Origin of the sequence: Vibrio diazotrophicus (genome assembly GCF_038452265.1) — a bacterium.
In the GTDB taxonomy this organism is placed as follows: Bacteria; Pseudomonadota; Gammaproteobacteria; order Enterobacterales; family Vibrionaceae; genus Vibrio; species Vibrio diazotrophicus.
Window position 1 is genome coordinate 1,109,513 of sequence record NZ_CP151842.1, and the last position, 25,106, is coordinate 1,134,618.

Annotated in this window: 22 protein-coding genes; 14 read left to right on the forward strand and 8 right to left on the reverse strand. The window is 42.8% G+C overall.

What is annotated here, in order from left to right; translation table 11 throughout:
* Positions 1-12: 12 nt before the first annotated feature.
* Both lapB and pyrF read left to right on the forward strand, forming a co-directional pair.
* Positions 13-1,182: a lipopolysaccharide assembly protein LapB gene (lapB, locus tag AAGA51_RS05025; RefSeq protein ID WP_042486793.1), complete on the forward strand. Its 1,170-nt coding sequence runs from the start codon at positions 13-15 to the stop codon at positions 1,180-1,182.
* 103 nt (positions 1,183-1,285) lie between these two features.
* A complete protein-coding gene (gene pyrF / locus AAGA51_RS05030) occupies positions 1,286-1,981 on the forward strand; it encodes an orotidine-5'-phosphate decarboxylase (protein WP_042486789.1) in 696 nt (231 codons plus the stop codon).
* 43 nt (positions 1,982-2,024) lie between these two features.
* Here pyrF and miaE read toward each other — a convergent pair whose 3' ends face one another.
* Entirely contained in the window at positions 2,025-2,795 is a 771-nt protein-coding gene (gene miaE, locus AAGA51_RS05035) for a tRNA isopentenyl-2-thiomethyl-A-37 hydroxylase MiaE (protein WP_042486786.1), read from the reverse strand.
* A 71-nt stretch (positions 2,796-2,866) separates the two neighbouring features.
* On the reverse strand, positions 2,867-3,631 hold the full coding sequence (locus tag AAGA51_RS05040) for a hypothetical protein (protein WP_042486783.1): 765 nt from the start codon (positions 3,629-3,631) through the stop codon (positions 2,867-2,869).
* Positions 3,632-3,941: 310 nt separating this feature from the next.
* On the opposite strand from AAGA51_RS05040, the gene cysB reads away from it, so the two are divergent.
* Together cysB and AAGA51_RS05050 are read left to right on the forward strand one after the other, a co-directional pair.
* Positions 3,942-4,916, forward strand: a complete 975-nt coding sequence (cysB, locus tag AAGA51_RS05045; RefSeq protein ID WP_042486780.1) for an HTH-type transcriptional regulator CysB — start codon at positions 3,942-3,944, stop codon at positions 4,914-4,916.
* A 54-nt stretch (positions 4,917-4,970) separates the two neighbouring features.
* Positions 4,971-6,173: a methyltransferase gene (locus AAGA51_RS05050; RefSeq protein WP_042486777.1), complete on the forward strand. Its 1,203-nt coding sequence runs from the start codon at positions 4,971-4,973 to the stop codon at positions 6,171-6,173.
* Between the two features lie 44 nt (positions 6,174-6,217).
* On the opposite strand, the gene ald is transcribed toward AAGA51_RS05050, so the two are convergent.
* The gene (gene ald / locus AAGA51_RS05055; RefSeq protein WP_042486774.1) at positions 6,218-7,342 is read right to left on the reverse strand and encodes an alanine dehydrogenase; all 1,125 of its coding nucleotides are present in this window, start codon (positions 7,340-7,342) and stop codon (positions 6,218-6,220) included.
* A 156-nt stretch (positions 7,343-7,498) separates the two neighbouring features.
* On the opposite strand from ald, the gene lrp reads away from it, so the two are divergent.
* Complete coding sequence (gene lrp / locus AAGA51_RS05060) at positions 7,499-7,993, forward strand: leucine-responsive transcriptional regulator Lrp (RefSeq protein ID WP_004726475.1); 495 nt, start codon at positions 7,499-7,501, stop codon at positions 7,991-7,993.
* A gap of 188 nt (positions 7,994-8,181) precedes the next feature.
* Complete coding sequence (locus tag AAGA51_RS05065; RefSeq protein WP_042486768.1) at positions 8,182-11,049, forward strand: DNA translocase FtsK; 2,868 nt, start codon at positions 8,182-8,184, stop codon at positions 11,047-11,049.
* A gap of 71 nt (positions 11,050-11,120) precedes the next feature.
* Here the strand turns inward: AAGA51_RS05065 and dsbB are convergent, their stop codons facing one another.
* The gene (gene dsbB, locus AAGA51_RS05070; RefSeq protein WP_414628709.1) at positions 11,121-11,597 is read right to left on the reverse strand and encodes a disulfide bond formation protein DsbB; all 477 of its coding nucleotides are present in this window, start codon (positions 11,595-11,597) and stop codon (positions 11,121-11,123) included.
* Positions 11,598-11,737: 140 nt separating this feature from the next.
* Complete coding sequence (nhaB, locus tag AAGA51_RS05075; protein WP_042486761.1) at positions 11,738-13,330, reverse strand: Na(+)/H(+) antiporter NhaB; 1,593 nt, start codon at positions 13,328-13,330, stop codon at positions 11,738-11,740.
* Between the two features lie 640 nt (positions 13,331-13,970).
* On the opposite strand from nhaB, the gene fadR reads away from it, so the two are divergent.
* Complete coding sequence (gene fadR, locus AAGA51_RS05080) at positions 13,971-14,810, forward strand: fatty acid metabolism transcriptional regulator FadR (RefSeq protein ID WP_042486759.1); 840 nt, start codon at positions 13,971-13,973, stop codon at positions 14,808-14,810.
* Between the two features lie 45 nt (positions 14,811-14,855).
* On the opposite strand, the gene AAGA51_RS05085 is transcribed toward fadR, so the two are convergent.
* Positions 14,856-16,016, reverse strand: coding sequence for a DUF1887 family protein (locus AAGA51_RS05085; protein WP_042486757.1), 1,161 nt, complete (start codon positions 16,014-16,016; stop codon positions 14,856-14,858).
* A 177-nt stretch (positions 16,017-16,193) separates the two neighbouring features.
* Positions 16,194-18,185 carry a methyl-accepting chemotaxis protein gene (locus tag AAGA51_RS05090; RefSeq protein WP_042486756.1) on the reverse strand — a complete coding sequence of 664 codons (1,992 nt, stop codon included), beginning with the start codon at positions 18,183-18,185 and terminating at the stop codon, positions 16,194-16,196.
* Between the two features lie 266 nt (positions 18,186-18,451).
* On the opposite strand from AAGA51_RS05090, the gene hinT reads away from it, so the two are divergent.
* From hinT to AAGA51_RS05125, 7 genes are all read left to right on the forward strand, one after another.
* On the forward strand, positions 18,452-18,802 hold the full coding sequence (hinT, locus tag AAGA51_RS05095; protein WP_042486751.1) for a purine nucleoside phosphoramidase: 351 nt from the start codon (positions 18,452-18,454) through the stop codon (positions 18,800-18,802).
* Positions 18,803-18,845: 43 nt separating this feature from the next.
* Positions 18,846-20,261, forward strand: coding sequence for a COG3014 family protein (locus tag AAGA51_RS05100; RefSeq protein ID WP_415679606.1), 1,416 nt, complete (start codon positions 18,846-18,848; stop codon positions 20,259-20,261).
* A complete protein-coding gene (locus tag AAGA51_RS05105; RefSeq protein WP_042486746.1) occupies positions 20,261-20,650 on the forward strand; it encodes a YcfL family protein in 390 nt (129 codons plus the stop codon). Before AAGA51_RS05100 ends, AAGA51_RS05105 begins: the two co-directional genes overlap by 1 nt.
* Positions 20,651-20,670: 20 nt before the next feature.
* Positions 20,671-21,261: a penicillin-binding protein activator LpoB gene (gene lpoB / locus AAGA51_RS05110; RefSeq protein WP_042486743.1), complete on the forward strand. Its 591-nt coding sequence runs from the start codon at positions 20,671-20,673 to the stop codon at positions 21,259-21,261.
* 35 nt (positions 21,262-21,296) lie between these two features.
* Positions 21,297-22,151, forward strand: a complete 855-nt coding sequence (locus AAGA51_RS05115; protein WP_042486741.1) for a phosphotransferase — start codon at positions 21,297-21,299, stop codon at positions 22,149-22,151.
* Between the two features lie 100 nt (positions 22,152-22,251).
* Positions 22,252-22,791: an alpha/beta hydrolase YcfP gene (gene ycfP / locus AAGA51_RS05120; protein WP_042486738.1), complete on the forward strand. Its 540-nt coding sequence runs from the start codon at positions 22,252-22,254 to the stop codon at positions 22,789-22,791.
* A gap of 342 nt (positions 22,792-23,133) precedes the next feature.
* Complete coding sequence (locus tag AAGA51_RS05125) at positions 23,134-24,423, forward strand: NAD(P)/FAD-dependent oxidoreductase (protein WP_042486734.1); 1,290 nt, start codon at positions 23,134-23,136, stop codon at positions 24,421-24,423.
* A gap of 105 nt (positions 24,424-24,528) precedes the next feature.
* Here AAGA51_RS05125 and AAGA51_RS05130 read toward each other — a convergent pair whose 3' ends face one another.
* The gene (locus tag AAGA51_RS05130; RefSeq protein WP_042486731.1) at positions 24,529-25,068 is read right to left on the reverse strand and encodes a GNAT family N-acetyltransferase; all 540 of its coding nucleotides are present in this window, start codon (positions 25,066-25,068) and stop codon (positions 24,529-24,531) included.
* Positions 25,069-25,106: the final 38 nt, after the last annotated feature.

Consider the following 25,106-nt stretch of genomic DNA (forward strand, 5'->3'; position numbering starts at 1 on the left):
GGCTGTTTTTAGATGTTAGAAATTCTCTTCTTGTTACTACCAATCGCTGCCGCTTATGGTTGGTATATGGGTAATCGTAGTGCCCAGCATGACAAGCAGAAGCATTCTCACCAAATCTCACGTCAATATGTTACGGGTTTAAACCTGCTATTGTCTGATCAGTCAGACAAGGCAGTTGATCACTTTATTGAACTTCTTCAAGTAGATAACGAGACCATAGACACTCACCTTGCTTTAGGTAATTTGTTTCGTTCCCGAGGGGAAGTTGATCGTGCTATTCGCATCCACCAAAACCTAATCTCCCGGTCAGGGCTGACCATAGAACAGAAAAATCTGGCTCTTCAGCAGCTAGCGAAAGATTACATGGTCTCCGGTTTCTTGGATCGCGCGGAGAAAATTTTTGAACAACTTATCGATGAGCCTGAGCATCGCGAGTCCGCTTTACAGCAGTTGACATCCATTTATCAGCAAACACGTGAATGGCACAAAGCCATTGAATGTGCATCAGCGTTGGTAAAAATGGGACGAAAACGCATGAAGAGCAGCATTGCTCATTTCTTGTGTGAGTTGGCAATGCAGGAAAAAGCAAATGGTAGCGACAGCAAAAGTATTCAGCTTTTTAAACGAGCACTAGCAGAAGATCCTAAATGTGTGAGAGCAAGTATTGCTCTAGGCAAGTCTTACTTAGAAAGTGAAGATTATAAGCAGACTATCCATTACATGAAGATGGTTCTGGATCAAGATATCGACTTCATCGGTGAAGTATTACCTACACTGGCTGAGTGTTACTACCATCTTGGTCAAGAGCACGAACTGGTCGAGTTTCTGCGTAAGTGTATTGAAAACAAAGCGGGTGTATCTGCCGAGTTAATGCTGGCTCAGTTGGTTGCTCAGCATGAGGGTGTTGCAACTGCGCAAGAACTGTTAACTCGTCAGTTAGTGAAGAACCCAACGATGAAAGGTTTCTATCGTCTGATCGATTATCATATTGCTGAGGCAGAAGAAGGGCGAGCGAAAGCCAGTTTGTCTACGCTTAAGAAGCTTGTCGGTGAACAGTTAAAAGTTAAGCCGCATTATCGATGTCGGAAATGTGGATTTTCAACCCATTCTTTATATTGGCACTGTCCTTCTTGTAAAGGGTGGGGATCCGTCAAACCGATTCGGGGTTTGGATGGAGAATAGTAATAGGTCAAAAGGCCACCATTATTGGTTTGTCATCAGCCAATAAGACTTGCAGCTCTAATGGCTGCATTTTTTTAAGCTCAATCAATACTTAGGAGTAGAAATGAACGACCAGAAAGTGATCGTTGCACTGGATTATGATAATCAAGCGGATGCGCTTGCATTTGTCAGTAGAATCGACCCAACAAGCTGTCGCTTAAAAGTGGGCAAAGAGATGTTTACGCTTTTTGGCCCAGATTTCGTTCGTGAACTACATAAACGTGGCTTCTCTGTATTCTTAGATCTTAAGTTTCATGACATCCCAAATACCTGTTCTAAAGCAGTAAAAGCTGCCGCTGAACTTGGAGTTTGGATGGTCAACGTCCATGCTAGTGGTGGTGAGCGCATGATGGCTGCTTCTCGAGAAATCTTAGAACCGTATGGTAAAGACCGTCCATTGTTAATTGGTGTAACGGTATTGACGAGCATGGAGCAAAGTGATCTTGCTGGTATTGGCTTGGATATTAAACCTCAGGATCAAGTAATGCGTTTAGCGACCCTGACAAAAAATGCTGGCTTAGATGGCGTGGTGTGTTCTGCACAAGAATCTCAAATGCTCAAACAAAGCTTAGGTAAGGAGTTTAAATTGGTGACTCCTGGTATTCGTCCGGCTGGCGCTGATGTTGGTGATCAACGCCGTATTATGACGCCATATGAAGCCGTTAAAGCAGGCTCAGATTACCTAGTAATTGGCCGACCAATCACTCAAGCTGCAGACCCAGCCGTAGTACTTGCAGAAATTAACGCATCATTAGCGTAAGTAATTGAACTACAAAAAAGCCAGCGATACTCGCTGGCTTTTTCTATACCGGGGAACCGGAATGGAATCGAAACTCAGTGTCGTTGGAAGAGATAAGCTTGGCTTCTACTTCGCCAAAATACTTAACTCTGTCTGTAATATCTTGTGTAGATATTTTCTCAGCAAGTGCTAAGTAATCCTGATAGTGACGTGCTTCAGAGCGCAAGAGAGAAATATAGAACTTCTGAATAGATTCTTCTAAATAAGGAGCGAGCTTAGCAAAGCGTTCGCATGAGCGGGCTTCGATATATGCACCGATAATTAGCTTATCTATAAGAGCTTCTGGTTCATAAGTTCGGACGTGTTTTATCATGCCTTTCGCGTAACGACTCGCTGTAATAGGGCGATATTCTAAGCCTTGTTGTTCAATGATTTCCAAAACCTGATAAAAGTGATGCAGCTCTTCTTTAATAAGGAGGACCATTTTGTCAATCATGTCTTGTCCATAAGCGCAGCCTTCTTTGGCGCTAATTGATTTTGATAGCTGGCTTTTCCCGCACAACGTATCTAGGCTTCCTATGCCTTTGTAAGCAAATAGCTCATATGGCTCCACAAGCTGGGTTATCTGCTTTTTACCTTCTTCAGTAAGCGCATATCGCTTTAGTAAAAAAACAGCGCTCTGAGCCGCTTTCAGCTCACATAAGAGATGGTCGCGTAGGATTCTAGATAAGTTCGCAGGTCTTCTGGCTTCTTCAATCCAAGCATCAGGTGTCGGGCATTGTAGAAACTGATGGATTGGGACGAGCAGAGTATTGAAGGTTTGGTCTTGGTTCATAATTCTTATAATAAAAAAGGTTGCCGAGGCAACCTTTCATCAAACTGAGTGTTACGTTGGTAACAAGTATATTACCACTTTTTCTTTTCACCAAAGAGCGCTTCCATATCACTGTTACGTTCTTTTTCTTCAATCTCTTGAAGTTCAGTTGCGCTTTTTGATTGGCGTCTATGCTCGAGATCATCATACATTTGCTGTAGCTTATCTCGTGCTTGGTTTGAGTAGTTATCGTTCTTTGTGCTCAGAACATCTAAGCCTTTACGTAACAACTGAATCGCGGTACCCGGTTGGCCTCGAATGATCGAATCATTTGCTCGTTTAATAACGTTTTCAATGTTGATACGGACTTGAATATTTTCGAGACGAGCATTTTCAGTCACATAAGCTTGGGTTTCAAAGCGACCTTTATTATGTTCACTCTTGATCGTATCGCGTAAACGCTTGACCAGTTTAAGCATCACAATCGCTTGCTTATCACTGCTAGGAACTTTAAAGGTTGTACTGTCACCACCCGGATGATGTTCTTTCAAATGTTTAATTTGCGCATTCATATGTTCAATACGTTGTGCCAACTGTTTATTTTTTGGCTCAAGTTCAAGCATGTTTTGCAAGCAATCCAAAATTCGAATATTTAGGCAAAGCAATAATTCTTTACTAAAAGGCAGGTGATGAGCATTACCGATTAAATCTTCGGTAGCATCAATGATTGCCAAGTATTTTGAGGATTCTTGCTTTCTTGCCGCTTCAACTTTGACTTTATACTGCAACATAATGTTGTAGCCCAAAACCAAAACTAACAGTACTGCAACCAGCGCAATGATTAAACCTATATTCATAAATTCCGTGTCTTCATTTTTCAATGACTAGTGAATAGGATACAACAACATAACTTATCACTACACCTAGAAATTTACTAATTTCATTATGTTTTTTTTGAAGCAAAAAAACGCTCCTATCTATTTTGTTTGAAGGTTCGCACAAAGTTTTGTCGCTAATACTTAAGAATAGAGTTAATTTTTCATCTTAAGCAGTATTTTCTTAAATTTATCTGTTTGCTGAGCTGTGAGACCTTGCAAATTCTATTAGTATGGATATATAACTAATAATTATAAAGCATACTCATTTAGGCAAGGAATTAGGGCAGTTATGAAGTTGCAGCAATTAAAGTATATCGTTGAGGTGGTCAACCATAATTTGAACGTTTCTGCCACAGCCGAGAGTTTGTATACATCTCAGCCAGGGATCAGTAAACAAGTTCGTTTATTGGAAGACGAGCTGGGCATTCAAATATTTGAACGAAGTGGTAAGCACCTTACTCAAGTAACGCAAGCTGGCGAAGATATTGTACGTATCTCGACAGAAATACTTTCTCGTGTCGAAAGTATCAAAGCCGTTGCGGGTGAACATACTCATCCAGAAATGGGTACGCTTAATATTTCAACTACTCATACGCAAGCACGCTATGCTCTGCCTGAAGTTATTAAAGGATTTACTGCTCGTTATCCAAAGGTATCTCTTCATATGCACCAAGGGACGCCGAGTCAAATGTCTGAAGCAATTGCCAAGGGTGTAGCGAATTTTGCTATTGCAACTGAGGCATTGCATCTATACCAAGATGCAGTAATGCTACCTTGTTATCACTGGAACCGTTCAATTGTTGTCCCTAAAGATCATCCATTAACAAAAAAAGACCGCATCTCAATTGAAGATTTGGCTGCTTTTCCTTTAGTGACTTACGTGTTTGGTTTTACAGGGCGTTCTGAACTGGACACGGCTTTTAATCGGGTAGGGTTAACACCTAAGGTTGTCTTTACTGCTACAGATGCAGACGTTATCAAAACCTATGTTCGTATGGGGATTGGTGTTGGTGTGATTGCCAGCATGGCAATTGATAAAGAGCAAGACAAAGACCTTGTCGCGATTGATGCGAGCCATATCTTCGGCGCGAGCACAACCAGTATTGGTTTCCGCAGAGGTACTTTCTTACGCTCTTATATGTTTGATTTTATGGAGCGATTTGCGCCTCATTTGACCCGTCCGGTTGTTGAACAAGCTATCTCTCTGAAATCCAATATGGAGATTGAAGAGATGTTTAAAGATATTGAACTTCCGGTACGTTAAGGCTTTTACTTCATTTATCTCTCCCTCTAAACTACAGCCTGTTTAGGGGGAGCTATGCAGTCCAAATTTCAAACTATCGATACTTATTTAGTCACGCACCAGTCTCTTTGGCGTTTTGAAGCATTTCTGCAATGTTTAGACGGCACTTCATTGTGGCAACAGCAATACCCTCAGTTGCATCACTGGCTCGAGAGTCTGAGCATAGAAGAGATCGAGCGTATGAAGAATGACACTGATGAGTTGATTAATCAGTTGTCTAACTTGATTCCTGAACTTGGTCTTATTTCTCAACTAACACGTTTGCCCTTTACTCAGCATTCTGTATTGGAACGAAACCTTGTACTTGAGGCGGGAATTCCCGGAAGAAAGCTTTCTCAGATTAAAGCGTTAGGACAAAGTGTACTGAATCAGCATCATGGCCATGAGTGGTTAGAATGGTGTGCTGGAAAGGGGTATCTTGGTCGAATTCTTGCTTTTAATTCAAAGCAACCTGTTGTGAGTTTTGAGTATCAGCAAGCGCTTTGTGAATCTGGACAAAGTGATGCTGAACATCTCAATTTGCCGATGACTTTCGTTCAAGGCGACGCATTTGAATCAAAAAGTGCGCAAGTTTTTCACTCTGAGCAACATGCGGTTGCGCTGCATGCGTGTGGCGATTTGCATGTTCGATTGATGCATTACGCCACAGCTGCCAAGACAAAAGCGGTTAGCTTTTCGCCATGCTGCTACCATTTGACTCACCATGATACTTATCAAGCTCAATCTTCTATGGGACAGAACTCCGAACTCCGATTAACCAAGCAAGAACTGCGAATCCCACTTCAGGAAACCGTAACTGGTGGAGAGCGAGTTAAACGTCACAGGCAGCAAGAAATGAGCTTCAGGCTGGGATTAGATGCTCTACTGAGAGAAGAATTAGGGTTTAGCGAATATATGCCCGTTCCTAGCATCAAGAAATCCATGTTGAGTGAAGGCTTTGAAGCGTTCTGTTTATGGGCAGCCGAGCAAAAAGGCATCCTTCTTCCAAAAGTGAATTTCTCACATTATGAAAAAGTGGGTACACAATATTTTTGGCAAATGGAACGGCTTAGTTTAGTTCAGCAAAGTTTTCGCCGCTTATTGGAGATTTGGCTAGTCTTAGATAAAGCGATGTTTTTGCAAGAGACAGGCTATCACGTCGAGTTGAGCGAGTTTTGCAACAGAAAGGACACACCGAGAAATATCCTTATTCATGCAGTAAGAAATGAGAATTCATAGCGTCTAGGACACCGAGCTTAAACTCGGCGTCCTTTTGCTTGGGGTCAATTAAACATTTCTATCGCTTGTCTAGGATCTACGTAGTCAAGCTGGAAGGCATCGGCGACTGCTTTACAGGTCACTTTACCGTGAATAACATTTAACCCATTAAGTAACCCTGAATCCTCAAGTAATGCTCTTTGATACCCTTTGTTCGCGAGTTTAAGGATATAAGGTAGCGTCGCATTGTTTAGCGCGTAGGTAGAGGTTCTCGCGACCGCTCCCGGCATGTTTGCTACGCAATAGTGGACCACATCATCGATAATGTATGTTGGTTCTGCGTGCGTAGTGGCATGAGACGTTTCGAAGCAACCACCTTGGTCAATGGCAACATCGACTACGGCAGAGCCTGCTTTCATCTGGCTAATGTGCTGCTTTGTCACTAGCTTTGGAGCCGCAGCTCCGGGAATTAAAACCGCGCCTATCACTAGGTCGGCATTTAGAACATTTTGTTCTACCGTATCTTTGGTTGAGAATAAGACTTTAGCGCTGCCCTGAAATTCTTCATCAAGCTTGCGTAATGTATCGATATTTTTGTCGATGATGGTAACGTCAGCCCTTAAGCCAACCGCCATTCTCGCAGCATTTGCGCCGACTACACCGCCACCTAGAACGACGACTTTCGCTGGTGCAACGCCCGGTACACCACTGAGCAATAAACCACATCCACCACGTGATTTTTCCAACGCCTGTGCACCCGCTTGAATAGACATTCTGCCTGCGACCTCAGACATTGGTGCTAATAGTGGTAAGCGACCCATATTATCTGTTACAGTCTCATATGCTATACAGACAGCTTTGCTCTTGATTAGCTCTTCAGTTTGTGGAAAATCTGGAGCTAGGTGTAAATAAGTAAATAATATTTGCCCTTCTTTGAGCAATGCTCGTTCTACAGCTTGAGGTTCTTTAACCTTTACAATCATCTCTGCTTTCGCAAATATGTCGGCAGCGGTAGGAAGAATGGATGCGCCCGACGCGATGTAATCGTTGTCGGAAATACCAATGCCATGTCCGGCATTTGTTTCTATCAATACTTGGTGGCCGTGAGAGACCAGCTCTCTCACACTTGATGGGATCATACCAACACGGTATTCGTGGTTTTTGATTTCTTTAGGTACACCAATGATCATCCTGACTCCTTAGTCTTACTTGGTTGTATTGACTGTGTCTTGAGTTTTATGGCGAGTTTATTGCTAGTATATGCGCTATTGTTTAAGATTTGAAACTGCATATTAAAAAGTTGTAGTATATTTTTTGCAAGGAAGTAATTAAGGTGGAATATAAAAATGGCAGACAACTATAAAAGGCCGTCCAAGGATCTTGATCGTATCGACCGCAACATCTTGAATGAGTTGCAGAAAGACGGTCGTATTTCGAACGTTGAATTATCTAAGCGAGTAGGTCTATCTCCAACGCCGTGCTTGGAGCGTGTACGTCGCTTAGAACGTCAGGGATACATTACTGGATATACAGCGTTATTAAACCCTCAGTACCTTGATGCATCACTATTGGTTTTTGTAGAAATTACTCTAAACCGTGGTGCGCCAGACGTGTTTGAACAGTTTAATACTGCAGTACAAAAACTGGATGATATTCAAGAATGTCATTTGGTTTCAGGTGATTTCGACTACTTGTTGAAAACTCGTGTATCAGACATGGGTGCTTACCGTAAGTTACTTGGGGATACCTTGTTGCGTTTACCTGGTGTAAACGACACTCGAACCTACGTAGTAATGGAAGAAGTTAAACAAACCAATCAGTTAGTCATTAAAACTCGTTAATCGTGCTGAAGCTCAGAATAGTGGTATTTCTTTCCGCATTCTGACTTTAGTTAATTGGGTTTTTGACCTTGATATGGTTAAATCTTCGAACAAACCGAGCGGCTTTTGCCGCTCGGACTGTTTTCACCTATCCAATATGAGTATAGTGTTACTCACGTTGGCCATAATAATCATATTCAAGTTGGTTTATGTTCAAAGAGAACAAAAATAAAGTCGAAACAATTATCAAAACGAGTGAAGAGTTTGACTCTGGACGTTTGGATGGTATTCAAAGACTTAAAGAGTGCGGGCTGATACTGGCTGTTCTGGCTTCTATTTTATTAGCAGTAGCACTGTTCACATTTAGTCCTGCCGATCCCTCATGGTCTCAAACTGCATGGGGTTCTGATATTCAAAACGGTGGCGGAATTGTCGGCGCTTGGGTCGCTGACACGTTATTTTTTGTCTTCGGTTCACTTGCTTATCCTTTACCCATTATTTTAACCGCTGGTGCGTGGGTGGTATTTCGTAAACGCCGTGAAGATGAAAGCATTGATTTAATGCTTTGGGGAACGCGCTTGCTTGGGCTAGTGGTCCTTTTGTTAACCAGCTGTGGGTTGGCGGACATTAATTTTGACGACATCTGGTACTTTTCGTCTGGTGGTGTTGTCGGTGACGTTCTTACTAGCTTAGCTTTGCCTACGCTAAACGTTCTGGGAGCTACGTTGGCCTTGCTTTTCTTTTGGGGCGCAGGTTTTACACTATTAACAGGCATTTCATGGCTGAGTATCGTAGAAAGACTAGGCGACTCTAGTATCGCAGGTCTTCATTGGGTACTTAATCGCATGCGTGGTGAAAAAGACGAAATCATTGAACCTCAACTAACGCCGCCATCGCTTATAGAACCTATTCAGACCCAAGCGTTAGAACCAGCAGATGAAACTCTCGATTCTGTTGAAAGCATTTCTGCTGTTCCTCAGGAGACAGAATACGAGTCTCAGCCAACAGAACGTCGCTTCAATATTCATATGCCGAAAGAAGAGCCAGTGAGCCGTTTTATAGCTGAGGAGGAAGAATCCTTATCAACGCCACTCTCTCCAGCTCCTAATTATAATTATGACGAGGATGAGGAAATTCCTCCTCGTAGTAAGCAACTGTCAGCAACAATTGAAGAGCTCGATATGGTTGCCCGTGAATCGGATGACTTTGCTCAAGATGATGTTCCCTCTAGCTCTGAGCCTGAACACGATCGATTCATTGACCAGATAGATATTGCTGACGAACCACCAGTAGATGCACGCCAACTTGAAAATGTAGTGAATGCCGTAGAGTTGGAAGATGACATTCACATTGAACCCACAATTTCTAACTTTGATGTTCTCGATGATGACGAGGACGAATGGCAACCTCAGTCTGCGCAGTCTGAATATGACATTGATGATTATGAAGATGAAGACAGCGATGAGTCAGAACAAGATAAAGATCTCACGGCTTTCCAGAGTTTAGTGTCAGAAGCTCAGGCAAATATGGCAGGGCAACAAAACCCATTCCTGATGCAAAAAGACGTGAATTTGCCAAAACCTGCAGAGCCAATGCCCACACTGGAACTGCTGTATCATCCAGAGAAACGTGAAAACTTCATTGATAGAGCAGCTTTGGAAGAGATCGCTCGCTTGGTCGAAGCCAAGTTGGCGGATTATAAGATACAAGCGGAAGTGGTCGATATCTTCCCTGGGCCAGTTATCACGCGTTTTGAACTAGATTTGGCTCCGGGTGTTAAGGTTAGCCGCATTTCGAGCTTGTCGATGGATTTAGCTCGTTCTCTGTCTGCCATGGCAGTACGTGTGGTTGAAGTTATACCGGGTAAACCATACGTCGGTCTGGAATTACCGAATATGAGCCGCCAAACCGTGTATTTGTCTGACGTTATAAGCAGCCCTCAGTTTAAAGAGTCTAAATCTCCGACCACAATCGTACTAGGGCAGGATATTGCAGGTGAAGCTGTGGTCGCCGATCTTTCCAAAATGCCTCATGTGCTTGTTGCGGGTACAACAGGCTCAGGTAAATCGGTGGGCGTGAACGTCATGATTCTAAGTATGTTGTATAAGTCGACACCGGAAGATGTTCGTTTCATCATGATTGACCCGAAAATGTTGGAGCTTTCTATTTATGAAGGTATCCCGCATTTGCTGTCTGAAGTAGTGACAGACATGAAAGACGCATCGAATGCATTGCGTTGGTGTGTTGGCGAAATGGAACGTCGATACAAGCTTATGTCTGTATTAGGTGTGCGAAACATTAAAGGTTTCAATGACAAACTGAAAATGGCCGCTGAAGCTGGTCACCCGATTCACGACCCATTGTGGAAAGAAGGTGACAGTATGGATGCGGAAGCGCCACTGCTTGAGAAGTTACCTTACATTGTTGTGGTCGTGGATGAGTTCGCAGACTTAATGATGGTGGTGGGCAAGAAAGTTGAAGAGCTGATCGCTCGCCTTGCTCAGAAAGCTCGTGCCGCGGGTATTCACCTGATATTGGCAACACAACGCCCTTCTGTTGATGTTATTACAGGCCTAATCAAAGCGAATATTCCAACTCGCGTAGCGTTTACGGTATCGACTAAGACTGACTCTCGAACCATTCTAGATCAAGGTGGCGCGGAATCGCTGCTTGGTATGGGTGATATGCTTTATCTGCCTCCGGGTTCCAGTCATACAATACGTGTGCATGGTGCATTCGCATCCGATGATGATGTACATGCTGTGGTGAACAACTGGAAAGCGCGCGGTAAACCAAACTACATCAGTGACATTATCAGTGGCGATCAAAGCCCAGAGATGATGCTACCGGGTGAAAGAATGGAAAGTGATGAAGAGGTTGACCCTCTGTTTGATCAGGTAGTAGAACACGTTGTAGAAACGCGTCGAGGTTCTGTTTCTGGCGTACAGCGTCGCTTTAAAATTGGTTACAACCGAGCAGCGCGTATTGTCGAACAGCTGGAAGCTCAGGGAATAGTGAGTGCTCCGGGTCACAATGGTAACCGTGAAGTTCTTTCTCCAGCACCAATCAGAGATTAACAATCAACAAGTTGTGAGTATCGAAAAGGCGCCAATTGGCGCCTTTTTTAATGACATTCAGTGAATTATCGTTAGCTGAAGAATCGTCTTTTCTCTTTAAAAAACTGGGAGATAACAATGACCGCAAGTACAAACAGGTTAGCGGCAAAGATAACGACTAGCCATTGAGGCATTGATAAATCGAAGAACTGCCAAACGATCTCACTACAGTCGCCATAGGCTTCGAACATCCAAGGGAACCATTGGTTTAGTGGTGCCCAGCTCGGGAATTGAACAAACACATCGCAGGTGGCAAAAGGAGACGGGTGAAACTGATATTGAACGTGCTGGAGCGAAAGCTTTAAACCTTGGTGGGCGCTGTAACCCCACCCCGCAAAGCCTAACCAACGAAACAGTGGATTCTTAGGTGCAATTAATCCCACAATTGCAGCGCCACCGATTCCCAACATCGCAACGCGTTCATAAATACACATCACGCATGGTGCTAACACCAACACATGCTGGAAGAAAAGCGCACACGCTTCAAAAAACAGCACAAATCCCAACAACAACATCCATGAGATTCGGCTTTTAGAAAATGTGTGCAATTTAGAAAAGAAATTCACAGTTGATCCTTACCGTTTAAATAAAAAAGCTCTGAGTTATCAGAGCTTTTTATCTTGAAATAGTTTCCTATTCAATACAAATTTTAATGTCCTTCTGGAGCAAGGCTACCAACGGCACTAATAGGATGATGAGAAAGCCAGCCTAAATCGTAGAACATATGCGTCATTGGCTCGGCTAGGAAGATTATGCCAGCTAGGCCTACCAATGTAAGTACTATGGTATATGGCAGCGCCATCACTACCATTCGACCGTAAGATAGACGAATTAACGGAGCCAATGCTGAAGTTAGCAAGAACAGGAATGCGGCTTGACCGTTTGGTGTCGCAACAGATGGTAGGTTAGTACCAGTGTTAATAGCAACGGCGAGCAAATCGAATTGATCGCGGGTAATAATTCCCTGAACCATAGCTTCTTTGACTTCGTTGATGTACACAGTACCAACAAACACATTGTCCGAAACCATGGATAACAAGCCATTTGCTACATAGAACAAGGCTAGCTGTGTGCCACTGTCTTCAATGTGAAGCACTGCATCGATGATTGGCTTGAACAAGTGTTGGTCAATGATTACCGCAACAATCGAGAAGAACACGGCCAGTAGGGCGGTAAATGGCAATGCTTCTTCAAACGCTTTACCCATTGAGTGTTCTTCGATAACACCAGTAAATGCAGTTGCTAGAATAATAACGGAAAGTCCAATAAGACCAACGGCTGCTAAGTGAAGAGCTAAACCTACAATTAGCCAAACTGCGATGATGCCTTGTACCCAAAGTTTAGCGACATCTTGATTAGTACGCGTTTTACGCTCTTCAGTGTCAAAATCGATAAGAATTTGTCGAACGTTGGCTGGTAGCTCACTGCCGTAGCCGAACACTTTAAATTTCTCGACTAATACGCAGGTAATAATGCCGCAGAAAAATACTGGGACAGTGACAGGAGCCATGCGGATTAAGAACTCACCGAAGAACCAGCCAGCCTGATCTGCAATGATAAGGTTCTGAGGCTCACCAACCATAGTCATTACGCCACCTAAAGCGGTACCCACACCTGCATGCATTAATAGTGAACGCAAAAAGCCACGGTAGTTCTCTAAATCATCACGAGTCAGTTCTGAAATGTGTTCATCATGAGTGTGGTCATGTGATGAGTTGAATGTCTTCCCTGAAGCAACTTTATGATAAATAGAGTAGAAACCAACAGCGACACTAATAATCACAGCAATAACGGTTAGAGCATCTAAGAAAGCGGACAAAAATGCCGCAGTAATGCAAAACGCAACGGAAAGGGCAACTTTTGAACGGATACCAAGCAGTATTTTAGTGAATATAAACAGCAGCAGGTTCTTCATGAAGTAGATACCTGCAACCATAAATACCAGTAGAAGCAGTACTTCAATATTGGCAACTAATTCGTGTTTTACTTGACCTGGGCTAGTCATCCCAATCGCAATTGCTTCTATTGCCAATAAACCGCCAGGTTGAAGCGGATAGCACTTAAGTGCCATTGCCAAAGTGAAAATAAATTCAATGACAAGTAGCCAGCCGGCAATAAACGGATTGATAAAAAAGAAAACGATTGGATTAATTATAAGAAAGGCAATTATGGCAACTTTGTACCAATCAGGTGCTTTTCCTAGGAAATTCTTGATAAAAGCGTTTCCAAGGGACATCGGCATGGTAATTACTCTCACTGTTATAAAAAAATTAACAAGGATATGTGCAAGCTTTGATTTGAACCTCAATAGGTTTGGAATCAAAGTCTTTCAACAGTGACTTAGAGAGGCAATAATGAATTTTGCCTATTTAGAACCTTGCCAAGTCACTCCCTGATCAAAACAAGCACTCTAGACTTCGACCGCAACTCTACCTGCATAAGTTATTTAGTCAACAATCTGCTTGAAAGTGTTGAAGCTAGGATTATTTATTTTTTAGCTCGATATTGTGGCTTCATTTATAACCTGAAGCTAATTAAAAAATTATTTTCAAGCCTATAGGATTAATAAATGTGCGTAAATACTACAAAGCTCACGTAAATTACTCTATTTAGGTAAGTTTATTTTGCTATTTGTTCAATTATTATTGTGATTAAACTCTCTTTTTTTATGTGGTTTTTGTGCATTAAAAGTTACCAATTGAAATATTTTGAAACATATTTTAAGCGCTTAAATAAGGTGAGAGATTGGTTCGTCGGAGAATTCTTTTTTCATGCGTTAGCTTTGTGACAAGTTTAGGGCTGCTTTGTTTCCGCTTGGTGATAACTAGTGGTATGATGAGTCACATTTGAATCTAATAAATAGAAAACTGGATAAGTACTTAATGGTTATTAAGGCAAAAAGCCCAGCAGGTTTCGCAGAAAAATACATCATCGAAAGCATTTGGAACGGTCGTTTCCCACCTGGCTCCATTCTTCCTGCAGAGCGTGAACTCTCTGAACTTATAGGTGTTACTCGAACAACGTTACGTGAAGTTCTTCAGCGTTTGGCTCGAGATGGTTGGTTGACTATTCAACATGGTAAACCAACGAAAGTGAACCAGTTCATGGAAACATCTGGTTTACATATTTTAGATACGTTAATGACGTTAGATGCAGACAATGCAACCAGTATTGTTGAAGACCTACTAGCGGCTCGTACAAATATCAGCCCTATCTTTATGCGTTATGCATTTAAGGTAAATAAAGAGAATTCAGAACGTACAATTACTAATGTGATTGAGTCGTGTGAAGCGCTTCTGGCTGCTGAGTCATGGGATGCATTTATGGCATCTTGGCCATTTGCAGAGAAGTTACAGCAGCATGTTAAAGATGACGGTGAGAAAGACGAAGAAAAGCGTCAGTCAGTGTTGATTGCTAAGACTTTTAACTATTACGACTACATGTTGTTTCAGCGTTTAGCATTCCATTCTGGTAACCAAATCTACGGTTTGATTTTTAACGGTGTGAGAAAACTTTACGACCGTGTGGGAAGTTATTATTTCTCGAATCCAGAAGCTCGAGAACGCTCTCTGGCGTTTTATCGAGAACTATTGGCGATTTGCTGCTCGGGCGATCGAGAGCAGCTACCGGGTGTGATTCGTCACTATGGCATTGATAGTGCTCAGATCTGGAACAAGATGAAAGATACTCTGCCATCGAACTTCACTGAAGACGATTCCTAATAGAAAAGCCCGCTGGAAAGCGGGCTTTTTTAATCGTATATATTTCTATATGTTTTCTCTGCCACCGGCTTGCTTAAACCAAGCTGTAAGGTGTGTTTTGAGATCTTTTAGCTCTTCAGGGCCGATTAATGCGAGCCCAAGATCTTCCGCTCGAGTAATATCGTTATGGCGTAGAGGTCTGAAGCTTACTAACATCGCTCGTGCCTGTAATCCTCCGAGCAAGTCTCTTAGAGATTCCAGTTTATACAAGGTGTCATCACCATCATCACGCATACCTTTGGTTTTGCACTCAATGATATACAGCTTGTTGTTAACAACGGTTGCGATGTCCAGCTCGTTACGAACTTCTTTCTCACCCAACTGACGGTAAACCTGAACGTTTAAAGAACGATCCTGAATGGTCGGTAAGTCATCTTGAATCTGCTTAACAGTGCTGTGTACAAGAGTTTCTAACCATTCGCCGTTCGAAAATCGACGTGCGTCTTCGTTTGCAAACGTGAGAACACCATTTTCATAGGTGGCAATCTCTGTTTCAACCAAGTCATTCAATAACATGTTTAGTTCACGATAGCCTTGCTGTTTTTCAGAAAGCTCTACATCTAACCGCTGCTCTTTACGACATGTTGTTGCTAGATAGTTCAGTGTTGCTAAGCCAGGACCAAGTTCTAAAGCATTACCCGCCCAACGTTCACCCAAGTTATACAGTTTTTCATCCAACTGAGGTGGGATGTTATGTTCACTGAACTCACCACGAGCACCGAATATGGTCAGGTAATCAGAGATGGTGATGTGGTCTTGCACTTGAGTATCTGTATTACCATCCGGATAGAGCCAGCACAAACAGTCGCTGTTAGGTTCTACGACGAAAATGGGCCAGTGGTAGGTACGGAATACTTCGTAAACACAAAGAAGTCTGTGTCTGAGACCGCAACTTGCATTCAGTTTGATCGGCAGGTTGCGTTGCTTTAAGTCATCAGCAAGAACATTTACCGCTTTCTTGATCTCGGCAACGTTAGACCCTGCCGGAATTTCGAAAAACTCTGAAGTGATATCTCGCTGGTTCAGTACTTTGTTCAGGCGAAGATACATTGCTTCTTGCGAGCTATCCCCAACAAAAACAATATGACGACTTGCAGTTCTGTTATCTAAAAGTGGGGTAACCAGACGGACGGGGTCTTGGTCAATAATGCCAACATGAACAGCCATAGTTTTTCCTCATGTTTGGCTTGCAAAAAGAGTTAAGTATGAAAGGTTTGCCGCAAGCCATAGCTATCATATAACGGTGCGAGACGTAAAAAACAAGGGTGACCTTATAGAAAAGGTCACCCTTATGGTAGTTTTTACTCAATGATTACAATCTTGAGCTTAAAGTGCACAGTAAAATTACAATTTAAATCTGTGTACTAACGAACTTTGCTGTGCTGCTAGTTGGGTTAAGTTCGTGCTGTTATCTGCAATTTCAGCCATTGCACGATAGCTCTCATCAGAGATCAAGTTGATGTCCTCAATACTGCGGGCAATACTTGTTGTTGTCTCGTTTTGTTCTGCTGCTGCTTGTGAAATATGCGTACTCATCTGACTGATTTCTATGATGAGTGCTTGTATCTCTTCCATTGCGCTGTTGGCATTTGACGCTTGCTCAACAGATTGCTCCATATCTTTCATACAGCTTTCGATCACTTTACTTGCTGAAGTAGAGCTTGATTGAAGGTTACTGATCATATTCTCGATTTCAGCGGTTGATTCGGTCGTGCGTTGTGCAAGAACACGTACTTCATCAGCAACCACAGCAAAACCTCGACCTTGCTCACCCGCACGCGCTGCTTCAATCGCGGCGTTTAGTGCAAGTAGGTTGGTTTGCTCTGCGATGTTGCGAATTACATCGAGAATGCTGCCAATTTGGCTGCTCATTCGGCGTAGATCGTTAGTAGCCTCCACTGATTCATTCAATCGAGCTTCCAACTGGTTAATGGTCGAAATGTTTTGGCTCATGATTACTCGACCCGATTCAGAGGCGGTTTCAACTTGCTGAACCATCTGCAGAGAGCTTTGAGCACTATTTGCTACTTCACCCACTGAATGCGCCATCTCTGTCATTGCTGTTGCAACGCTCGCCGTTTGTTCACGTTGATTGTTTAGCTGAGACTGTGCGCCTTGTGATGTTGCTTGGTTGTTGTTTGCTGTAGACGTTAGGGCATCTGATGCTTGGTTGAGCTTTTTCAGAATGTCATGCAGGCTATCTGCGAGGGTATTGATATGACCACTCACACGACTGAATTCGTTGTTGTAACGAATATCGATACGTTGCGTCATATCACCATCAGTTAAGCTTTCTAGTGTGGTAAGAATGCGTTTCAGAGGTTCACGTACACTTTGAGCTAAGTGGTAGCCAATAGCGATGGCAACAACAAGTACAGCAATACCAATACCAACTGCTTTGTAGAGACCTTGTTGATAAACATCACCCGCTTCAACCAATGAGCCGTTTAGATCGTTGGTCGCGGCTTCGTTAAATGAATCCAAAATGGTCATTGCGTTATCGATTTCTGCCGCAAGGTTACCAATGTTTTCATAGAGTGCAGCACGAGCTTTAAGATATTCGTTGTGTTGGTCAAGTACGCCGCCTTTCTTGCCGATGTCTTGAGTAAATTGCTCAACTTTCTTTTCAAATACACTTTTAAGACCTGGAAGTTGAGTTACCAGACCGCGATATGCGTAGTTCAGATGAGTCACCGCTTTTTTGTTCAGTGCTACAGCTTTTTCAACAAAAGCGACATCACTACTTGCCAACGCATCTGAAGTGATTACCTCGGCATCGCGAAGTTTAATGAAGTAACTTTTCGCCATCACTTTGACTGAAATATTGTTTTCACCGTCAACGGCTTCTTTCATGCCAGCGCTCAGCTCTGCCTGTAAGCGTTGGAACTCTCGAGTTGATTTTTGTACCTTAGCTTGCGCATCAAACATTGCCTGATAATTATTCATCGCTTTATCGGCTTCGGTGAAATAACGGTCTTCTAATTGTTTAAGCGTTTCGACGCGCTCAATCAGATCGGAGTGTGAAACACTGGCTTCCTGTAGCTGATTTAATGTTTCGCTGAACTTGTCCTTGGCAGAAACAAACGAACTGCGAATTTCGTCCATTCGTTCAAGGTTCTGAGTGGTCAGAAAGTCCTTAAATGATTTGTCTGCAGACAATAACTGAACGCTAGTTTGATTGGATAAAGAAACAAGCGGAAGAGCTGTTTTCGATACACTTTCAAAATTAGAATGAATTTGGTTCATTCCGCTCATCATGATGGCAACTGTTACAGCGAACATGACGATAATTAATGCAAAACCAGCATACATCCGTCTTATTACGGAACCTTGCATACTTCTACCCCCAATAAATACATTCTCAAAAAATAAAAAAAACTAAAAGTTGCTCTATGGCAAATGGCTCAACGACTAGACAAGCAAGTGATATTCTATGAATGATTAATCGACAGTTTTTAGAGGAAAGTTACAAAATTGTAATTTAGCTGGCGTGAAAATTGAATTCTGTTAACTGGATAATGTTTTGTATTGAGGTTTGAAGCACCTTGACGCATACTCAAATGCACAATGATTTATACAAAATGCCTACTACGGAGCACTTTATGGCTGAGGAAACCATTTTCAGTAAAATTATTCGCAAAGAGATCTCAGCAGATATCCTCTATCAGGATGATTTAGTTACTGCATTTCGAGATATCAATCCTCGCGCTCCAAGCCACATTTTAATCATTCCTAATAAGTTGATTCCTACCGTGAATGATGTGGAAGAGAGTGACGAGCTTGCTTTGGGTCGTATGTTTACTGTGGCTAAGAAATTGGCGAAAGAAGAGGGCATTGCAGAAGACGGCTATCGTCTACTAGTAAACTGCAACTCACACGGCGGTCAAGAAGTTTACCACATCCACATGCATCTTGTCGGTGGTCGCCCTCTAGGTCCACTATTGATGAGTTAAGTATGAATAATGCCCTGTTAACCAACGGGGCATTATTGTTTCCATCCTAATTTTTGCGGAGTGTGTGGTGAAGGCCAAAAAGCGACACATTACGGTTCCCATAGCCTGTTTGCTGTTAAGTGCATGTGCCAATATGACGGCAGGTAACCTGTTCAGTCATTACAGCGCCCAGAACCAAGATTTATATCAAACGGTCAAGCAGGGGCAATACTCTGAAGCTACCGATTTATTCGAAGATTATGTTGCGGGCGATATTCTTGACAATCTGGAAAAAGGTCGCGTCTATTTTTTAAATCAGCAGTATACCGAAAGTAAAGCAACACTAGAGCTTTCAGATCAAGCGATAAAACAGCAGCAGAGCAAGGCGATTATTTCAGTTTCAGACACTGCGACCAGCGTAGGTTCGCTCGCGGTCAACGACAACTTAAATGATTATCAGCCTGCGGATTATGAGTTAGGTTTCCTTCATCTCTACCTTGGGCTTAATTACGTTCAAGCTAATGATCTCGATGGTGCTTTAGTTGAGATGCGCCGAGCGAATCAGGTTCAGGAACAGGCTCGCGCGAATCGTGAAGCTGAACTTGAACGTGCTCAAAGTGAGCTGCGTGAAAATGGGGTTAGTGCCAATCTGGGCAGTGTTCTTTCTCGATATCCAGATGCAGGCAAAACATTGCAAGCCGTGCAAAATGGTTATCTACTCTATCTTTCTGCACTCCTTTATGAAGCTTCAAACGATCTTAACAGTGCTTATGTCGATTACAGACGAGCATTAGCGGTTGCCCCTGAAAATAAAGCCGTTATCGACGGAACTTTACGGGTCGCTAAACGTCTTGGTATGAAAGAAGACTTAACTTTGTTGGAAAAACAGTACGGTTCGGCACAAACTCTGCAAGAAGGCCAAGGGCGAGTTATTATTTTAGATGAACAAGGAGTTGTAAAGGCGATGGAAAGCTGGCGATTATCTTTACCTCTTTATGACAGCAGAGGTAATAGTGCGCTGTATTCTTTAGCTTTACCGTACTATAACAACAGCGTAGTGCAGCAGAAATTTCATATGCAGTTGAATGGTAAAGAGTTAGCCTCTTCTGCATTAACTAACGTAGATTTAATGGCACAGCGGAATTTGTCTGAAAAGATGCCGGCAATCGTTATTCGCCAAGCTTTACGGGTGGTGGCAAAAGAACAGTTGCGTAAAGAAACCACCAACGGCAATGATGTCGGCAACTTAGTGTTAAATGTGTGGAACACATTGACAGAACAACCAGATACACGCAGTTGGATTACGTTACCAGCGTCGGTTCACGGTATGACTGAAGTCGTGCCATCAGGTGAACAGACCTTGAATGCGGCTGGTAAGTCATACAGCTTCAATGTTCCTGACCAAGGAACCACTCTTGTTTGGGTCTCCCAACAAGGGTCGAACGCAACTATGTGGCACAAGCAACTAGGGAAATTGTGATGAAAAAATGGCTTGTAGCTTTACTGTCGACGCTGGCGATAGTGGGCTGTAGTAAAAACACAGCAGGATTAAGTGTTGAAGGTGAATCGCAAAGAGTATTATTTGCTGACAACGTACTAGGTAATCGACTTGTTATTGATGATATATCAACGATAGACGTTGATGGACACGCCCGAGGCGTGGTTCGTTTAGTCAGTAACCACAAAGGCGACCAACATATTCAGTACCGATTTTACTGGTATGACGATAACGGTTTGGAAGTGAATACTCGTCTTGCGCCTTGGAAGCAAGCGATCGTTCGCGGCATGGAGAGTATCTCTATCTCAGAAGTGTCGGTAAATCCAAATGGAAAACAATTTCGTGTTCAGATCCGCGAATCTGACGACTAGGCAATTTTAGAGGAAGCCAAATGAAAAAGAGTGTTATTGCGTTGCTTGGATTAGCTGTGATTCTTGGTGGATGTTCAAACAAAGTCAGTTACGGTGATGCGCAAGCCGTAGAAACGGTTAACGTTGATTTTGGTTCAACGGATCTGCAAAAGATCGCTGGTGAGATGGTAGACAGCATGATGATGTCCGGTTCTGTGGCGGCGATTACTCGTGACTCGCGTCCAATCGTTTTTGTTGAACGCATCAAGAATAAAACCAGTGAGCATATTGATACTGAATCGATCACTGACACCATCAGCACCAAAATGCTGAATTCAGGCAAGTTCCGATTTGTTGACATGGACCGTGTAGAGTCAGTTCGTGAACAGCTTAATTTCCAGAACAACGATGAGCTAGTAAACCAAAGCACCGCAATTCAGTTCGGTAAAATGGTGGGTGCCCAGTACATGCTCTATGGAAACCTAGCCAGCATCTTGAAGAATGCGGGTAGCGATAAAGATGTTTACTACAAGATGACAATGCGCTTAATGGATCTGCAAACTGGCTTGATTGAATGGGCAGATGAAACTGAAATCCGTAAGCAAGAGTCTAAAAGTTTACTTGGTCTTTAATCCCATCTAGTGTGGAAAATTGAATGAGGTGAGCAATGGCTAGAATGTCTTGGCATGAAGCGTGTCAGTTAGACCCCACGTTGCAGTCTGTTGCTCACTTTTTTTCTTTTCCGCCCGAATACGCACAAACCCTAACGGGTGGATTAACCAATCGCTGTTGGAAAGTGGTTTGCCAGAAAGGCAAAGCCTACGTCTGGCGACCTAATACCCCTATCACCAAAGCCTTTTCTATTTCTCGATTTCAGGAATACCAGATTCTTAAGGCGATAGAATCGACACATATTGGCCCAGCGCCAATATTCATTAGTGATCAAGGGCTGTTAGTTGAATGGGTGGAAGGGGAATCACTGCACAACGGGGTGAATTTCGACTCGTTACTCAAAATACAATCTAGAATCCACGCTATTGATACAACCAAAATTCCAGTTGTTCCTTTCTCATTCTTAGCTCGAGTTGACCATTACTGGTTTCAAATTAAAGAGAGCTTAAAAACTCCCGAATTTGAGAAACTTTACCGAGACTGGCGAAATCCACCAAGTTTGCCCAATGTTGGCTATTCGTTGTGCCATTTTGATTTGGCCGGATATAACATGGTGAAAACTGAACATGGCCTCAAGGTTATCGATTGGGAATACGCTTCTATTGCTGATCCAAGATTGGATCTCGCTTTGAGTATTGATGTAGCAGGCGAGAACCCTGTGGAAGCTATTGCTCGCTACTGTCAGCTGAGAGAAATAGAAGATATTGATATTTGGATTGAAGGGGCAAAAGCATGGCTACCGAGAACAGCCATGATGGCAATGCTCTGGTATTTGCTTGCTTTCCAGCTTTGGGGAGATGAGCACTATTACCATCAGGCGCTTCAAATAAAAGAAACATTTTGCAGTTAGGATCACTGTTTGTTGTTTATGTCTCATTAGTTTTTGTACGATTTACTTTAAAACCTTAGCGTTCGTGGTAGATTAAAACCTCAAGGAGCGGGGGAGTATTATGATTATTTATTTGCACGGTTTCGACTCAACCAGTCCAGGGAACCACGAAAAAGTTCTGCAACTGCAATTCATTGACGACGATGTTCGTTTTATCAGCTACAGCACGCGACACCCTAAACACGACATGCAGCACTTACTGAAAGAAGTCCATAAAGTGATTGAGCATTCTAATGATCCAAACCCAATCATTTGTGGCGTGGGGTTAGGGGGATACTGGTCTGAACGTATCGGCTTTTTGTGCGGTATCAAACAAGTGATCTTTAACCCGAATCTCAACCCAGAAAGTAACATGACTGGCAAAATTGACCGTCCTGAAGAGTATGAGGACATCGCGACCAAGTGTGTTGAACAGTATAGAGTGAAGAACAAAGGTCGCTGCTTGGTGATACTGTCACGTAACGATGAGATGCTTGATAATCAACTCACGGCGAAAGCATTAGAAGATTATTACGACATCATATGGGATGATACCCAGTCGCATAAGTTCAAGAAAATCTCTCAACATCTTCAAGCGATAAAAGCCTTTAAGATGGCTTGATTTGATTGGTTCTGAATATGAATAACGGCCGAACAGTGGGCCGTTTTTTATTATGTAACATACGGTTTATTTCCCTACATTTTGAGTGAATATAAGGTTGCGTGAAGGATTTAGCTCTATATAATGTGAGCCTCGAAATAAATTTGATGTATATCAAAAAAACGATAAAGAGCAAGAGATAAAACTTGCCTAGAATTTAGATTGAAATCCATTTCTGTCCCAAACACTTAAACATTAATAATTAGCCTCAAATCGTTGAGCTTAGTACGAATTTAAGAATTTCTTCAGTGTGAATTTGTCATGCTGAACTTTGATTTTTCATTATTTTTGAGGAATGTTGTTGTGACACGCATTATTGTAGTTGGTGGTGGCGCTGGTGGTCTTGAGCTTGCAACTAAGCTTGGACGTACCTTGGGCCGTAAAAACCGAGCTGATATCACTCTGGTAGACAGAAAATCCAGTCACCTGTGGAAGCCGCTATTACATGAAGTTGCTACAGGCTCACTGGATGAAGGTGTTGATGCACTGAGTTACCGTGCGCACGCAAAGAACCACAGCTTTGATTTCCAGCTAGGAAGTCTTGAATCTATTGATCGTGACAGTAAGAAAATCGTACTAAGCGAATTATGTGACGATCATGGTGAGTTGTTGATGCCGAAACGTGAACTGGCGTATGACATTCTGGTCATGGCGATCGGTTCAACCTCAAACGACTTCAATACCCCTGGTGTTCGTGAGAACTGTATTTTCCTTGATAGCCCAGAACAAGCTCATCGTTTCCGTACTGAAATGAACAACGAGTTTTTGAAGCTGCATGCGAAAAATGGTCACGGTTCGGTAGATATCGCGATTGTTGGCGCAGGTGCGACCGGTGTTGAGCTGTCAGCAGAACTGCACAATGCGGTGAAAGAACTTCGTACTTACGGATTCGGCGATCTCGACTCAAGCAAACTGAATGTAAACCTGATTGAAGCGGGTGAGCGCATTCTTCCAGCATTGCCTCCTCGTATCTCGTCTGCGGCGCACAGTGAGCTGACTAAACTTGGCGTTAACGTACGCACTGCAACCATGGTTACGCAGGCAGAAAAAGACGGTTTAACTACCAAAGATGGCGAAAAAATTACTGCGCAGATTATGGTTTGGGCCGCGGGTATTAAAGCTCCAGATTTCATGAAAGATATCGCTGGCCTTGAGACTAACCGTATTAATCAGCTAGTGGTGAAAAACACGCTGCAAACGACTCGTGACGACAATATCTTCGTTATTGGTGACCTTGCACAATGCACACAGGCTGACGGTTCATTTGTACCACCTCGTGCTCAAGCCGCTCACCAAATGGCTTCACAAGCGTTTAAGAACATTGTGGCAATGATTAATGGTCGTGAGCTAAAACCCTATGTGTACAAAGACCATGGCTCTTTAGTTTCGCTAAGCCGTTTTTCTACCGTGGGGAGCTTAATGGGCAACTTAACCAAAGGCTCTATGATGGTTGAAGGTCGTATAGCACGTGTTGTGTACATTTCGCTGTACCGTATGCATCAGATGGCGCTACACGGCATTTTCAAAACCGGTCTGATGATGTTGGTTGGGCGTATTAACCGAGTGCTGCGTCCTAACTTAAAACTGCACTAATCGGCTTTGATTCCAATTTAAAAATCCCACTATCTAGTGGGATTTTTTATATCTGGTAATTTGGCTACTGGTTCTATCGGTTTTGTCCGTTTGCTTAACCAGTATTCAGTCAGGAATTAAAGAGAACACTATCCCGTCTTTGGGTTGATCATTAAACATGAATCGGTTGCGGGCAATGTGCTCTTGCAACGCGCCACACGCTAATGCCAACTTTTGGCTCGGTAAGTTTTCAGGATCACACACAATCTCTATTCTGGTGAGCTTTAGTTGGCTAAAACAGAATTCAATTAATGCATCGACGGCTTCTTTTCCATAACCTTTGTGCTGATGATTATCGGCAATCCAATAACCTAAACTCGCCATATTAAATACGCGATAGAATTCGTTGATCGCGACCATTCCGACTAATCTTTGCGTCTGTTTTTCAAACACTCCAAAGCCGTAAGCATCTGCCTTAACCCAATTTAAACGGTTCGCTAAGATGAACTGTTCGGCATCTTTCTCGGAAAATTGATCGTGACACCAGTCAACCCACTGATGAAGAGATGGGGAGTGACGGATGCAGCCGGATAAGGCTTCGGCTTCCTCTAGCTTAAGCAACCTTAGCTGTAGTCGCTGAGTCACAATCTGAAAGTCTGGCAGCATGGTCTAATCTCAATTGTTGTTCTGGTTTTATGAATACA